Raw genomic sequence first — 15076 nt, 5'->3', positions numbered from 1 at the left:
GCGGCGGCCGGCGCGAAACTCTTCTAACGCATCAATCCCGAAACGTCTGTTGCCAGACCTCAGACCGCAACCAGGCGCACGCTGGCACCCTCGCCCACCCCCAGCGCCTCGGCGGCTGCCGGGCTCAGGCTGACCGGCTTGCCGGGCACCCAGTCCAGGTCCAGCAGCACCGCGCGGTAGTCCTGCAACTGGCCGTTGCACACCAGGTACGGGCGCCCGCCCTTGACCGGGGCTTCCTCGAGCCTCACCGGCACAACCCGGCTCTGGGCGATCGAGCGGATACCCGAGGTACGCGCATGCAGGGTCGGGCCACCGTCGAAGATGTCGATGTAGTGCTCGGTCTCGAAGCCTTCGCGCATGAGGATGTCGAAGGTAATCTGCGCCCGCGGGTGCACCTGGCCCATGGCTTCCTGAGCCAGGTCAGGCAGCAGCGGCACGTAGATCGGGTAGTGCGGCATCAGTTCGGCGAGGAAGGTGCGGCTCTTCAGGCCGCACAGGCGCTCGGCGTCGGCGTAGTTGAGGTCGAAGAAGTTGCGACCGATGGCATCCCAGAACGGCGATTCGCCCTGCTCGTCGCTGTAGCCGACGATCTCGGTCACCACCGAGTCGGCGAAACGCTCCGGGTGAGCGGCCATGAACAGCAGGCGGCCACGCGAATTGAGCTCGGCCCAGCCACTGTTCACCAGTTCCGGCAGCACATAGAAGCTGGTCAGCAGGCTGTTGCCGGTCAGGTCATGGCACAGCGACAGCACATGGATCTTGTTGTGGATCTTCAGCTCGCGCGAGGCGTGCACGAAGGTCTCGTTACGAAAGCTGTAGAACGGCTCGGAGTAGCCCGCTGAAGCGACGATGGCCGAGCAACCGGCCAGCTTGCCGGTTTCGCTGTCCTCGAGCACGAAGAAGTAGCTTTCTTCACCGTTGAAGCTGACCTCGGCGGCGAAGGAAGTCTCGGATGCGGCGATCTTGTCGCCCAGGCGAGCGGTGTCGTCCGGCAGCGAGGTGACACCAATGGGGCTGTCTGCAGCCATGCGCTGCACTTCGTTCAGATCAGCCATTTGCGCGGGGCGCATCACCAGCATGGTGTCACTCCTTTGGAATACGGGCCGCTCACGGCGGCACGGAAAAACGGCAGATGCACTGGCACCTGCACTGGAATCGGGTATCACCGGCCCGGTACAGACTCGGGCTGAGCCTGCACCGTGGCCGGCAAAGGGACCGCGGGCGGATCAGCCCTTGGTCAGGGTGGCCACGGCGCGCTCGAAGCGGTCCAGGCCTTCGTCGATGTCGGCGTCTTCAACTACCAGGCTTGGCGCGAAGCGGACCACATCCGGGCCGGCCTGCAGCACCATCACGCCTTCTTTCTCGGCGGCGTTGAGCACGTCCTTGGCCTTGCCTTTCCAGGCCTCGGTCAGCACGCAGCCCAGCAGCAGGCCAACGCCACGCACCTGGCTGAACAGGTTGTACTTCTGGCCGATCTGCTCCAGGCGGCCCTTGAAGCGCTCATGCTTGGCCTTGATACCGGCCAGGGTTTCCGGGGTGTTGACCACGTCCAGCACCGCGCAGGCGACGGCGCAGCCCAGCGGGTTGCCGCCGTAGGTGGTGCCGTGGGTGCCGACGGCCAAGTGCTTGGCCAGTTCGGTGGTGGTCAGCATGGCACCGATCGGGAAACCACCGCCCAGGCTCTTGGCGCTGGTCAGGATGTCCGGGGTAACGCCGTAGTGCTGGTAGGCATACAGCGAACCGGTACGGCCAACGCCGGTCTGCACTTCGTCGAAGATCAGCAGGGCGTTGTGCTCGTCACACAGTTTGCGCGCGCCTTCCAGGTAGGCCTTGTCGGCCGGCACCACGCCGCTCTCGCCCTGGATCGGCTCGATCACCACGGCGCAGGTCTTGTCGGAAATCTGTGCCTTCAGCGCTTCCAGGTCGTTGTACGGCACATGGCTGATGCCGGTGATCTTCGGGCCGAAACCATCGGAGTACTTCGGCTGGCCACCGACGCTTACGGTGAACAGGGTACGGCCGTGGAAGCTGTTCACGGTGGCGATGATTTCGTGCTTTTCCGGGCCGAAGCGGTCGTGGGCAACACGACGGGCCAGCTTGAAGGCGGCCTCGTTGGACTCAGCGCCGGAGTTGCAGAAGAACGCACGGTCGGCAAAGGTGGCGTCCACCAGCTTGCGGGCCAGGCGCAGGGCCGGCTCGTTGGTGAACACGTTGGATACGTGCCAGAGGGTATTGGCCTGCTCGGTCAGGGCCTTGACCAGTGCCGGGTGGCAGTGGCCCAGGGCGTTGACCGCGATGCCACCGGCAAAATCGATCAATTCGCGACCCGACTGGTCCCAGACACGGGAGCCCTCGCCTCGCACAGGAATGAAGGCCGCCGGAGAATAGTTGGGGACCATGACCTGGTCGAAATCGGCACGTTGCACCGGGGCTTGCTCAACGGACATCTGAGTCTCCTGAAGAGGAACGCTGGCCTGGAAGTGGCGAGCGATGGGGGGATTGTAAGGACTGATCCGCGCCTGTCCTTGCGGCCAAGCGACAACTTGTTACAGCGCAAAACCCAGTTTTGACAAGGCTTTCGGCAATGCGACAAACACTGTCGCAATCGCGCAGTGTACGGGAGAGAGGGGGCTGGGTGAACGGGTGTACACGAAGGTTTGTGAGGGGCCAGGGAGGTTCGGCGAAACGGGGGCGGCGCCTGTGAGACCGAGCGCCGCCCGCGCGGCGCTTCGCGGGACAAGCCCGCTCCCACATTTGTTGCAACGTGGCCATGCCTGTGGGAAAGGCGTTGCCAGCTTTGGCGGAGAGTTTGAGACTGGCGAGACGGCGGTAGCGCCAGCCGGGAAACCGCGTCAAGGCAACAAGGCTGACAACAATGGCCTGACAGGTTCGGCAAGTTGCAACAAATGTGGGAGCGGGCTTGTCCCGCGAAGCGCCGCGTGGGCGGCGCTCGATTTCCGCCGCACCATCAAAACCAAGGCATACGCCCCAAACCCCCTCGAAATATCAGCCTTTTTCGGCAGGCGCCGAGCTCAGTTCGAACGGGCTGCTGCTACGCCGCTGGTTGCGATCCTCCCGCGGCGTTGCGCCAAAGAAGTTGCGGTAGGCGCTGGAAAAATGCGGCCCCGAGGAGAAGCCGCAGGACAGCCCGATCTGGATGATCGACTTGCTGGTCTGCATCAGCATCTGCCGCGCCTTGTTCAGCCGCAGCTCCAGGTAATACTGGCTCGGCACACGGTTCAGGTACTGCTTGAAGATGCGCTCCAGCTGCCGGCGCGACACGCACACGTGCTGGGCAATTTCGTCGGTGGTCAGCGGCTCTTCGATGTTGGCTTCCATCAGCAGCACCGCCTGGGTCAGCTTGGGGTGGCTGGAGCCCAGGCGGTTCTGCAGCGGAATACGCTGGCGCTCGCCACCCTCGCGAATGCGCTCGACCACCAGTTCCTCCGACACCGCCCCGGCCAGCTCCGCCCCGTGATCACGGGCCAACACTGCCAGCAGCAGGTCGGTCACGGCCATGCCGCCACAAGCGGTCAGGCGATCGCGGTCCCAGTCGAACAGGTGACTGGTGGCGATAACCTTGGGGAAGCGCTCGGCAAAATCATCCTGCCAGCGCCAGTGCACCGCAGCCCGGTAACCGTCGAGCAGGCCCAGCATCGCCAGAGGGTAGACCCCGGCCGACAGGCCGCCAATCATGCAGCCACTGCGCGCCAACTGCTTGAGCGCCGTAGACAACGCAGCCCCCACCGCCGGCGGCTGCTCGTCAGCCAACAGGAACAGCTTGTGACACCCCTCCAGGCGACCGTTCCACGGCTCGCCCGGCAAACGCCAGCTACCCTCTTGCGCCGACTCCGCCTGCAGAAAGACCAGATCGTAGACCACCTCCGGGTGCACCCGCTGCGCCACCTGCAACACTTCCTCGGCCAGCGCCAGGGTCAAGGGCCGGGTGCTGGGCCAAATGAGAAAACCGATTCGCTGGGTGGTCATAGGGTGCGGTCCGAAACCTGAGGTCGTTCGAGTCTGTGCGCCGGGTCAGGCTGCGCTCGCCGCGCAGCATGCCCTATTCTGGTGCAAAAATGCAGCTTTTACTTCAGGCTGCCGGAGAGGAACTGCTTCAGGCGCTCCGACTGCGGGTTGGCCAGCACTTCGCGCGGGCAGCCGGTTTCTTCCACCAGGCCCTTGTGCAGGAACACCAGCTGGTTGGAAACCTCACGGGCAAAGCCCATTTCGTGGGTCACCACCACCATGGTGCGGCCTTCCTGGGCCAGCGACTGCATCACCTTGAGCACATCGCCCACCAGTTCCGGGTCCAGCGCCGAGGTCGGCTCGTCGAACAGCATGACCTCCGGCTCCATGGCCAGCGCCCGGGCAATTGCCACACGCTGCTGCTCGCCGCCGGACATGTGCCCCGGGAAGGCGTCCTTGCGGTGGGCGACTCCGACCTTGGCCAGGTAGTGCTCGGCCTTTTCCAGGGCTTCCTTGCGGTTCACGCCCAGCACATGCACCGGCGCTTCGATGATGTTTTCCAGCGCGGTCATGTGCGACCACAGGTTGAAGTGCTGGAAAACCATCGACAGGCGCGAGCGCATGCGCTGCAGCTGACGCGGGTCGGCTGCCTTGAGCGCACCATCCTTGCCCGGTACCAGCTTCAACTCTTCGTTGTTGAGCAGGATCTTGCCGGCGTGCGGTTGCTCCAGCAGGTTGATGCAGCGCAGGAAGGTCGACTTGCCCGAACCGCTGGAGCCGATGATGCTGATGACATCGCCTGCCTTGGCCGACAGGGACACGCCCTTGAGCACTTCATGGCTGCCGTAGCGCTTGTGCAGGTCTTGGACTTCGAGTTTGTACATGCTGTCGATTCTCACAAAGCGGTCAGTGCTTGCGCGGCGCCAGGTAGCCGAGCCAGCGGCGTTCGGCCATCTTGAACAGGCGCACCAGGATGAAGGTCAGGCACAGGTAGAACACGCCCGCCGTGATATAGGCCTCGAAAGGCAGGTAGTACTGGGCATTGACCGTGCGCGCAGCGCCAGTGATGTCGATCAGGGTAACGATCGACGCCAGGCTGGTGGTCTGCAGCATCATGATCACTTCGTTGCTGTACTGCGGCAGCGCCCGGCGCAGGGCCGACGGCAGCAGGATGCGCCGGTACATCTTCATGCGCGACATGCCCATGGCCTTGGCCGCCTCGATTTCGCCATGCGGCGTGGCCTTGAGGCTGCCGGCGATGATTTCGGCGGTGTAGGCACTGGTGTTGATGCCGAACGCCAGGCAGGCGCAGAAGGTAGCGCTGGACAACAGCGGCCACAGGAAGCTTTCGCGCACCGCCTCGAACTGCGCCAGGCCGTAGTAGATCAGGAACAGCTGCACCAGCATCGGCGTGCCGCGGATCACGTAGGTGTAAAGCCACGCCACGAGATTGACCGCTGGCTGCTTGGACACCCGCATCAGGCCCAGCGGAATGGCCGCCAGCAGCCCGAAGAACAGCGAAATCGCCAGCAGCTTGAGGGTGGTCAGCAGGCCGCCGAAATACATCGGCAGTGCCTCCCAGACGACGTTGTAGTCGAAGATCATAGTTCAGCCACCTTGACGCCAACCGAGTAGCGGCGCTCGAGATACTTCAGGGCCAGCAGCGAGATGCTGGTCAGCACCAGGTACAGGGCCGCCACCGCCAGGAAGAAGGTGAAAGGCTCGCGGGTGGCATCGGCCGCCTGCTTGGCCTTGAACATCATGTCCTGCAGGCCCACTACCGAAATCAGCGCGGTGGCCTTGGTCAGCACCAGCCAGTTGTTGGTGAAGCCCGGGATCGCCAGGCGAATCATTTGCGGCACCTGGATGCGGAAGAACACCTGGCGGTTGCTCATGCCATACGCCACGCCGGCTTCGGCCTGGCCTTTCGGAATACCAAGGAACGCACCGCGGAAGGTTTCCGACAGGTAGGCACCAAAGATGAAGCCCAGGGTACCGATACCCGCGATCAGCGGATTCAGGTCGATGTAGTCTTCATAACCGAGCAGCGGCGCAACCCGGTTGATGATGTCCTGCCCGCCGTAGAAGATCAGCAGGATCAGTACCAGGTCCGGAATACCACGAATCACCGTGGAATACAGATCGCCCAGCCAGGCCAGCCAGCGCACCGGCGACAAGCGCAGTGCCACACCGATCAGGCCGAGCACGATGGCCAGGGCCATCGACGACAGGGCGAGCTGAAGCGTCAGCCACGCCCCGTCGAGGATGACTGCCCCGTAGCCTTTCAACATGATGAGGTCCTCGACCTAGAGAATGAAAAATGGTGCAAACCTCAGAGCCTCTGCTGTTTGCACCATTGCACAGGTGAAACTCGACGTCTTATTTCGAGTCTGGACCGTAGATATCGAAGTTGAAGTACTTCTTCTCGATTTCTTTGTACTTGCCGTTGGCACGAATGGCGTCGATGGCCGCGTTGATGCGGTCGACGTTGGCCTTGTCACCTTTGCGCACGGCAATGCCGATGCCGTCGCCGAAGTACTTGGCGTCGGTGAAGGACGGCCCTACGAAGGCGAAGCCCTTGCCGGCGCCGGTCTTGAGGAAGCCATCTTCCAGCAGGGTGGCGTCGGCCACGGTGCCATCGAGGCGGCCAGCCGCCACGTCCAGGTAGATTTCGTTCTGGGTGCCGTAAGGAACCACGGTGGCACCTTTGGCGCCCAGTACTTCCTTGGCGAAGCGGTCGTGGATCGAACCGCGCTGCACACCAATCTTCTTGCCCTTGAGCTCATCCAGGCTGTCGCTGACGGCGGTACCTTCCTTCATCACCAGGCGCGCCGGGGTCAGGTAGTAGCGCTTGGTGAAGTCGACCGATTTCTTGCGGTCTTCGGTGATCGACATGGACGACAGGATGGCGTCGATCTTGCGCACTTTCAGCGCCGGGATCAGGCCGTCGAACTCCTGCTCGACCCAGGTGCACTTGGTCTTCATCTCTTCGCACAGAGCGTTGCCGATGTCGTAGTCAAAACCGGCAATGCTGCCGTCTGGCTGCTTGAAGGCGAAGGGTGGGTAGGCGGCTTCGATGCCGATTTTCAGCGGTTTTTCATCGGCCTGCGACACCAGGGAAAACACGGACAGCGCCAGGGCGCCAAGCAGTGCGAGCTTCTTCATCAGGTAACTCCATCGGTACAGGGCAATACAAGGCAGGTAACGGCTGCCCGATATGCGAATGGGTACAACGCGAGCCGCGCAGGGTTCGACCAAGGCCGCAGACCACGAGCGAGTGAGTGGCATTTTAACGACAGCCCGGTAGTCGATATTTCTTCAAAGCGACAACTACTTACAGAAGCGCTTGAAACGGCAACGGGCGATGTTGACAGCCATTGCAAAATATGCAAGAGCGCAAGAAATAGAACCTATAGTACTAGCAATTCCCGGGCCTATTATTGGCAAAGCCTTGTATTACGGCAAGTGCAGCGTGCCGTGTCGCAAAAAAGGCTGCGAAAACGCACCGAAACAGGCCGGATTTGTTTCCTGGTGCCCCGATATTGTGCGACGCCGGTGACAGAACAGTTACCGATGAATGTCGGGTAACAGTAAAGCAAAAACCCCGCCGGTTGCCCGGGCGGGGTTCTTGTTGGCGGCACAGCTCCTGTAGGCGCTCCCACAGCCCCCTACAAAATGTGCGACGCGGCTATCAGGCCGAAGCCAAGCTCATGGCCTTGTGGGTATCGATCAGGTGTTGCACCACACCCGGGTCGGCCAGGGTCGAGATATCGCCCAGGGCATCGTACTCACCCGTGGCAATCTTGCGCAGGATGCGGCGCATGATCTTGCCCGACCGGGTCTTCGGCAGCCCCGGCGCCCACTGGATCACATCCGGCGAGGCGATCGGGCCGATTTCCTTGCGCACCCAGTTCTTCAGCTCCAGGCGCAACTGCTCGCTGGCCTCGATACCGGCATTGAGGGTGACATACACATAGATGCCCTGCCCCTTGATGTCGTGTGGCACACCTACCACCGCGGCCTCGGCCACTTTCGCATGCGCCACCATGGCACTTTCGATCTCGGCAGTACCCATGCGGTGACCGGAGACGTTCAGCACGTCATCCACGCGACCGGTGATCCAGTAGTAGCCATCCTCGTCGCGGCGCGCACCGTCGCCGGTGAAGTACATGCCACGGAAGGTCTTGAAGTAGGTATCGACGAAACGGTCGTGGTCTCCGTACAGCGAACGCGACTGGCCCGGCCAGGAATCGAGGATCACCAGGTTGCCTTCGGCAGCGCCCTCGATCAGGTTGCCCAGGTTGTCCACCAGCGCCGGCACCACGCCGAAGAATGGGCGGGTTGCCGAGCCCGGCTTGAGGCCGGTGGCGCCCGGCAGCGGGCTGATCAGGATGCCGCCGGTCTCGGTCTGCCACCAGGTGTCGACGATCGGGCAACGCTCCTTGCCCACGGTCTTGTAGTACCAGTTCCAGGCTTCAGGGTTGATCGGCTCACCCACCGAGCCCAGCAGGCGCAGGCTGGAGCCATCGGCACCTTCAACAGCAGCCTGCCCTTCGGCCATCATCGCGCGGATGGCGGTTGGCGCGGTGTACAGGATGTTGACCTTGTGCTTGTCGACGATCTTCGACACGCGCGTGATGTCGGGGTAGTTCGGCACGCCTTCGAACAGCAAGGTAGTAGCGCCGTTGGCCAGCGGGCCGTAGACGATGTAGCTGTGGCCGGTGACCCAACCCACGTCGGCGGTGCACCAGTACACCTCGCCCGGGCGATAGTCGAACACGCGCTCATGGGTGAGCGCGGCGTACACCAGGTAGCCACCGGTGGTGTGCAGCACGCCCTTCGGCTTGCCGGTGGAGCCGGAGGTATAAAGGATGAACAGCGCTTCCTCGGCACCCATCTCTTTCGGCGCGCAATGGCTGGAGGCGACTTTCATCAGGTCTTCGTACCAGATGTCGCGGTGCTGGTGCCAGGCAATGTCGCCACCGGTGCGCTTGCACACGATGATCTTCTGCACGCTGTTGGTTTCAGGGTTGGTCAGCGCCAGGTCGACGTTGGCCTTGAGCGGGGTACGCCGGCCACCGCGTACGCCTTCGTCGGCGGTAATCACGACCTTGGACTTGCAGTCGATGATACGACCGGCCAGCGCCTCGGGCGAGAAGCCGCCGAACACCACCGAGTGAATCGCACCGATACGGGCACAGGCCAGCATGGCGACCACGGCCTCGGGGATCATCGGCATATAGATGGTGACCACGTCACCCCGGTGCACATCCTGGCCACGCAGGGCGTTGGCGAACTTGCAGACCTGCTCGTGCAGTTCGCGGTAGGTGATGTTGCGGTGTTCGGAAGGGTCGTCGCCTTCCCAGATGATGGCCAACTGGTCACCGCGCTCTTCGAGGTGGCGGTCCAGGCAGTTGGAGGAAACGTTCAGAGTGCCGTCGGCGAACCATTTGATATCGACGTGATGGTCGTCGAAGGAGGTCTGCTTGACCTTGGTGAACGGCTTGATCCAGTCGATGCGCTGGGCCTGCTCGCGCCAGAAGCCGTCCGGGTTGATCACCGATTGCTGGTACATGGCCTTGTAGGTGGCCTCGTCGGTCAGGGTGGTGGCCGCAACCTCGGGACGAACGGGATACAGTGGAGCCGCACTCATCTGTGTTACCTCGGTGTAATAGTTGTTTTTGTATGGAACCGTTTGTAACTGTACCAGAGCGACAAAAGCCATTCGACGTTGGTAGTAATTTGGTACGCCCGTTCAGACAAAGCGCTCTGGCACGCACCTTACAGCCCAGGCGAGAAATTACGGGCGCGGTTTGCCAGAGGATTGTTACAGATTCTGTCAAAACACTTTATCAAAAGACCCACTGTTTCGGCCTTGGCCCCAGCCATAAAATTCACCTCGCCAGCAACGGCAAGGCGATTAACAACTGGTAACAGCCCCCACGAAGGCAAGCGTTAATCCCCCTCCAAACCTGATAGTTAAAACTAGCAATACTCGCGGCGCCATAAGCGCCGCGTGCCCCCTCACGACCTTAGACAGGTAAATTGAAAATGAAAGCTTTACTGGTATTGGTACTTGGCAGTCTTTGCGGCGCGGCGATGGCCGGCGAAGCCAAAGATGCCGAGCAGATTCCGGTTGAACAGTACAGTTACTCGCAGCACCTGGACATTGCCCGCGTCATTTCCATGAGCGAAGTGCCCAATGTGTGCGAAGTCGTGCCAGCCCGCATGACCTACGAGGACTCCAAGGGCCAGAAGCACATTCTCGAATACCGCGTGATGGGGAACGGCTGCTCGAACGGCTGATACCTTGTGAATTGGGGGCCCTGCGGGCCCCTTTCGCGACACAAGGCCGCTCCTACAGGTACTGCGCAGGCTTCAAACATTGCGCAGTCCCTGTAGGAGCGGCCTTGTGTCGCGAAAGGACTGCGCAGCAGCCCCGCCCTTTATAAAGGCGGATTAATCTGCAGACTTGCCAAGTGAATAATCCCTCAACTTGTTGGCAATAGTCGTATGCGAAACACCCAGTCTTTTACCTAAAGCCCGACTACTCGGGAATTCCCCCATCAAACTTTCCAGTACCGCTTTTTCAAAACGTCCGACAATCTGCGAAAGATCCCCATCCAGCGAAAATTCACCCAGCGGTTGGCGCACGCCGTAATCCGGCAAACGTATATGTTCACTTTTAACCACGCCGCCTTCGCATAACGAAACCGCCTGGAACAACACGTTTTCCAACTGCCTTACATTACCCGGCCAATGGTACTGGCCGAGTTTGTCCATCGCCGCTGGCGCCAGGCGCGGCATGGCGCAGCCGATCTGCCGGCTGGCCTGGTCGAGAAAGTGCTGCACCAGCCCTTCCAGGCCATCCATGCATTCGCGCAATGGTGGAATGTGCAGCGACAACACATTGAGCCGGTGATACAGGTCCTGACGAAACTCGCCCCGGGCACACAATTCGGACAAATCCACCTGGGTCGCGCAGATCACTCGCACATCCAGGTACACCTCTTCATCGCTGCCTACGCGGCGGAAGCAGCCATCTTGCAGAAAACGCAGCAGCTTCACCTGCAAGCGTGGGCTCATCTCCCCTACCCCGTCGAGAAACAGCGTGCCACCGGCGGTCAGCTCCAGCAGCCCCAGCTTGCCCTCGGCCCGCGCCCCTTCGAATGCCCCAGGGCCGTAGCCGAACAGCTCGGTCTCGGCCATCGACTCGGGCAACCCGGCGCAGTTGAGCGCCATCAACGGCGACTGGCCGCGCGGGCTTGCCAGGTGGCAGGCACGCGCCAGCAACTCCTTGCCGGTGCCGGTCTCGCCCTCGATCAGCAAAGGCGCGTCCAGCGGCGCCATGCGCCGCGCCTCGCGCACCACCGCAGCCATTACCCGCGAGCTCTGGAAGATACTGTCGAAACCGCGCAGCTCCTGCTTGCGCACGTTATAGATGCGCTCACCGATACGGTCGGCGCGGTGCAGGGTCAGCACCGCGCCGGCCAGCGCCTCGCTGTCGTCGTGCTCGGACTGCAGCGGCGCGATATCGGCCAGGAACACATCGCCCTTGACCTTGATGCGCAGGCCGTTGATGCGCGACTTGTTGGCGCGCACCAGCTCTGGCAGGTCGAAGTCCTCCACATAGCGCGCCAGCGGCATGCCCGGCACCTCGTCCACCCGCACCCCCAGCAGCTGCGCAGCGGCACGGTTGGCGGCGACGATGCTGCCGCCCATGTCGATCGACAGTACCGGAAAGTCCAGCGCACCCAGCAACGCATTCAGCTCCATGTGTCGGCGCTCGCTGGGCATCAGCCCCACGCGCTTGACACCGAATACCCCGGCAATCGCCTCGAACTTCGGCCGCAGCGCCTGGAACTGCAGATTGATCAGGTTCGGGCAATGCAGGTAGATGGCGTTGCCATGGTCACCGCCCACCTCGCCGCGCAGCACGTTGATGCCGTACTCCACCAGCAGGTTGAGGATGTCGCGCAGGATGCCAATACGGTTCTGGCAATGCACTTTGATACGCATGAGGGCTCTCGAAGCGCCAATGTTTTTCAACACCGCGCGGAAAAGTCGTAAAGATAAGCTGACAAAAACAGCCGAAGCTTCAGCCAGATGCCTCGGATTTTCCGACACCTACGCCTTTTTGTAAAATTATCGTTACGAAAACATCGCCGAATGCCGGTCCCGCCCACTGGCCCACCCCGTGCAAAGTGGCCAGCGAAGGGATATTCATTAGGCATGTCCTGCACATAACAAGAAAAGCCCTCACCAGGAGAGCCACATGAAACAGACGCAATACGTGGCACGCGAGCCCGATGCGCATGGTTTTATCGATTACCCGCAGCAAGAGCATGCGGTATGGAACACCCTGATCACCCGTCAGCTGAAAGTGATCGAAGGCCGCGCGTGCCAGGAATACCTGGACGGCATCGACCAGCTCAAGCTGCCCCATGACCGTATTCCGCAACTGGGCGAGATCAACAAGGTGCTGGGCGCCACCACCGGTTGGCAGGTTGCTCGGGTCCCGGCGCTGATCCCCTTCCAGACCTTCTTCGAACTGCTGGCCAGCAAGCGCTTCCCGGTAGCCACCTTCATCCGTACCCCGGAAGAGCTGGACTACCTGCAAGAGCCCGATATCTTCCACGAGATCTTCGGCCACTGCCCGCTGCTGACCAACCCTTGGTTCGCCGAATTCACCCATACCTACGGCAAGCTCGGCCTGGCCGCGACCAAGGAACAACGCGTGTACCTGGCGCGCCTGTACTGGATGACTATCGAGTTCGGCCTGATGGAAACCGCGCAGGGCCGCAAGATCTATGGCGGCGGCATCCTCTCGTCGCCAAAGGAGACCGTCTACAGTCTGTCTGGCGAGCCCGAGCACCAGGCCTTCGACCCGATCGAGGCCATGCGCACACCGTACCGCATCGACATCCTGCAGCCGTTGTATTTCGTGCTACCGAACATGAAGCGTCTGTTCGACCTGGCCCACGAAGACATCATGGGCATGGTTCACAAAGCCATGCAGCTGGGCCTGCACGCACCGAAGTTTCCACCCAAGGTCGCTGCCTGAGCGACCTTGCCGATAACAACTCGAACCGGAAAACACCACATGAATGCCTTGAACCAAGCCCATTGCGAAGCCTGCCGCGCCGACGCACCAAAGGTCACCGACGAAGAGCTGGCCGAGCTGATTCGCGAAATCCCGGACTGGAACATCGAAGTACGTGACGGCCACATGGAGCTGGAACGTGTGTTCCTGTTCAAGAACTTCAAGCACGCCCTGGCGTTCACCAATGCCGTGGGCGAGATCGCCGAGGCCGAAGGCCACCACCCGGGCCTGCTGACCGAGTGGGGCAAGGTCACCGTGACCTGGTGGAGCCACTCGATCAAAGGCCTGCACCGCAATGACTTCATCATGTGCGCACGCACCGACAAGGTGGCGGAGACGGCTGAAGGCCGCAAGTAAGCACTGAAAGAATGGGGCCCGATGGCCCCATTTTTTATGGAAAACATGTCCGCTGTTCGCCCGCAAAACCGACAAGCGACCGCCAAAAAATCCAAACTGTCATCCAGACTTGTGTATCCTGCCCCAGCTTTGCGAAGCTTCAAACGCGCCTGGCGCAGACTTTTCACTCACACTTGCGAGGAACGACGAGATGCATGAAATCCCGAATCTTCCCTTCCCAAGCCTGAACCCAGAAGAGCCAACCGTGACCGTTCACGCCGAACCGGCAGCTGCCGTCGAGCAGGATGGTGACGATCAATCAAGCGCTGACCAGGAATAACCGCGCATCCCCCGACTGTGTGAAAACGGCTGACCTGCGGGCTACCCCCGTCATCACGTTTTCACACCGTCCAGAACCCACGTAGGCCCTCATGCCCCACTCACCGCGCCCCCTTGCGGTCACCCTGCAAGTCGTCTCCATCGTCCTCTTCACCTTCATCGGCTACCTGAACATCGGCATCCCGCTGGCCGTATTGCCCGGCTATGTGCACAACGACCTGGGCTTCAGTGCCGTGGTCGCGGGCCTGGTGATCAGCGTGCAGTACCTGGCCACCCTGCTCAGCCGCCCCACCGCCAGCCGCATCATCGACAACCACGGCAGCAAGAAGGCGGTCATGTATGGCCTGGCCGGCTGCGGCCTCAGCGGGGTTTTCATGCTGGCCTGCGCCTTCCTCACCCACCTCCCCTGGCTGAGCCTCGCCTGCCTGCTGGTCGGCCGCCTGGTACTCGGCAGTGCGGAAAGCCTGGTGGGCTCCGGTTCCATTGGCTGGGGCATTGGCCGCGTAGGTGCTGAAAACACGGCCAAGGTCATTTCCTGGAACGGCATCGCCAGCTATGGCGCGCTGGCCATCGGCGCTCCGTTGGGCGTGCTGATGGTCAAGAGCCTGGGCCTGTGGAGCATGGGCGTGAGCATCATCCTGCTGTGTGCGCTCGGGTTGCTGCTGGCCTGGCCCAAACAGGCCGCACCGATCGTCAGTGGCGTGCGCCTGCCGTTCCTGCGGGTGCTGGGCAAGGTGTTCCCGCACGGCTCGGGACTTGCCCTGGGCTCGATCGGCTTTGGCACCATCGCCACCTTCATCACCTTGTATTACGCCAGCCGTGGCTGGGCCAATGCGGCACTGACGCTGAGCCTGTTCGGCGCCAGCTTCATCAGTGCGCGACTACTGTTCGGCAACCTGATCAACCGGCTTGGCGGGTTCCGGGTGGCGATCGCCTGCCTGTCGGTGGAAACACTCGGGCTGCTGATGCTGTGGCTGGCGCCCAGCGCCGAACTGGCGTTGGCGGGGTCCGCACTGAGCGGGTTCGGCTTCTCGCTGGTGTTCCCGGCACTGGGGGTGGAGGCGGTGAACCAGGTGTCGGCGGCCAACCGCGGGGCGGCGGTGGGGGCTTATTCGCTGTTCATCGATTTGTCGCTGGGGGTGACCGGGCCGCTGGTGGGCGCGGTGGCGGCGGGGTTCGGGTTTGCTTCGATGTTCCTGTTTGCGGCAGCAGCGGCGGCTTGCGGGCTGGTATTGAGCCTGTATCTGTATCGGCAGGCATCATCTTCAAGGCATGCACGGGACTTGTAGGAGCAGCCTTGTGCTGCGAAGAGGCCATTACTGCCGAAGAAAA

Annotated in this window: 14 protein-coding genes; 5 read left to right on the top strand and 9 right to left on the bottom strand. The window is 61.9% G+C overall.

The window, feature by feature from the left end; genetic code table 11:
- Positions 1-59: 59 nt before the first annotated feature.
- The 8 genes from aruF to acs form a co-directional block, all read right to left on the bottom strand.
- Positions 60-1079, bottom strand: coding sequence for an arginine/ornithine succinyltransferase subunit alpha (gene aruF, locus IMX18_RS04825; protein ID WP_013973652.1), 1020 nt, complete (start codon positions 1077-1079; stop codon positions 60-62).
- 147 nt (positions 1080-1226) lie between these two features.
- The gene (locus IMX18_RS04820) at positions 1227-2447 is read right to left on the bottom strand and encodes an aspartate aminotransferase family protein (RefSeq protein ID WP_100412927.1); all 1221 of its coding nucleotides are present in this window, start codon (positions 2445-2447) and stop codon (positions 1227-1229) included.
- A gap of 559 nt (positions 2448-3006) precedes the next feature.
- Positions 3007-3987 (bottom strand): transcriptional regulator ArgR, encoded by a 981-nt coding sequence (gene argR, locus IMX18_RS04815; protein WP_102083780.1) that lies wholly within the window; start codon positions 3985-3987, stop codon positions 3007-3009.
- 98 nt (positions 3988-4085) lie between these two features.
- Positions 4086-4850, bottom strand: a complete 765-nt coding sequence (locus tag IMX18_RS04810; RefSeq protein ID WP_013973655.1) for an ABC transporter ATP-binding protein — start codon at positions 4848-4850, stop codon at positions 4086-4088.
- A gap of 22 nt (positions 4851-4872) precedes the next feature.
- Positions 4873-5571 (bottom strand): ABC transporter permease, encoded by a 699-nt coding sequence (locus IMX18_RS04805; protein ID WP_003260115.1) that lies wholly within the window; start codon positions 5569-5571, stop codon positions 4873-4875.
- A complete protein-coding gene (locus tag IMX18_RS04800) occupies positions 5568-6257 on the bottom strand; it encodes an ABC transporter permease (RefSeq protein WP_003260113.1) in 690 nt (229 codons plus the stop codon). Before IMX18_RS04800 ends, IMX18_RS04805 begins: the two co-directional genes overlap by 4 nt.
- Positions 6258-6345: 88 nt before the next feature.
- On the bottom strand, positions 6346-7131 hold the full coding sequence (locus tag IMX18_RS04795; protein ID WP_015271270.1) for an ABC transporter substrate-binding protein: 786 nt from the start codon (positions 7129-7131) through the stop codon (positions 6346-6348).
- 526 nt (positions 7132-7657) lie between these two features.
- Complete coding sequence (gene acs / locus IMX18_RS04790) at positions 7658-9619, bottom strand: acetate--CoA ligase (RefSeq protein WP_015271271.1); 1962 nt, start codon at positions 9617-9619, stop codon at positions 7658-7660.
- A gap of 398 nt (positions 9620-10017) precedes the next feature.
- Between acs and IMX18_RS04785 the strand changes: the two genes are divergently transcribed.
- A complete protein-coding gene (locus IMX18_RS04785; protein ID WP_003260110.1) occupies positions 10018-10272 on the top strand; it encodes a DUF2790 domain-containing protein in 255 nt (84 codons plus the stop codon).
- Between the two features lie 153 nt (positions 10273-10425).
- Here IMX18_RS04785 and IMX18_RS04780 read toward each other — a convergent pair whose 3' ends face one another.
- Positions 10426-11985 carry a sigma-54-dependent phenylalanine hydroxylase transcriptional regulator PhhR gene (locus tag IMX18_RS04780; RefSeq protein WP_025340129.1) on the bottom strand — a complete coding sequence of 520 codons (1560 nt, stop codon included), beginning with the start codon at positions 11983-11985 and terminating at the stop codon, positions 10426-10428.
- 256 nt (positions 11986-12241) lie between these two features.
- On the opposite strand from IMX18_RS04780, the gene phhA reads away from it, so the two are divergent.
- From phhA to IMX18_RS04765, 4 genes are all read left to right on the top strand, one after another.
- Complete coding sequence (gene phhA / locus IMX18_RS04775; protein ID WP_003260109.1) at positions 12242-13030, top strand: phenylalanine 4-monooxygenase; 789 nt, start codon at positions 12242-12244, stop codon at positions 13028-13030.
- A 39-nt stretch (positions 13031-13069) separates the two neighbouring features.
- Positions 13070-13426, top strand: coding sequence for a 4a-hydroxytetrahydrobiopterin dehydratase (locus tag IMX18_RS04770; protein WP_003254532.1), 357 nt, complete (start codon positions 13070-13072; stop codon positions 13424-13426).
- A gap of 190 nt (positions 13427-13616) precedes the next feature.
- Positions 13617-13745, top strand: a complete 129-nt coding sequence (locus IMX18_RS28205) for a hypothetical protein (RefSeq protein ID WP_015271274.1) — start codon at positions 13617-13619, stop codon at positions 13743-13745.
- A gap of 91 nt (positions 13746-13836) precedes the next feature.
- Positions 13837-15033, top strand: a complete 1197-nt coding sequence (locus IMX18_RS04765; protein ID WP_015271275.1) for an MFS transporter — start codon at positions 13837-13839, stop codon at positions 15031-15033.
- The last annotated feature ends 43 nt before the right edge of the window (positions 15034-15076 follow it).

The organism is Pseudomonas shirazica (assembly GCF_015168335.1).
GTDB lineage: Bacteria > Pseudomonadota > Gammaproteobacteria > Pseudomonadales > Pseudomonadaceae > Aquipseudomonas > Aquipseudomonas asiatica.
Note: the sequence above shows the minus strand (reverse complement) of the source record. Positions and strands in the feature narration are given on the sequence as shown.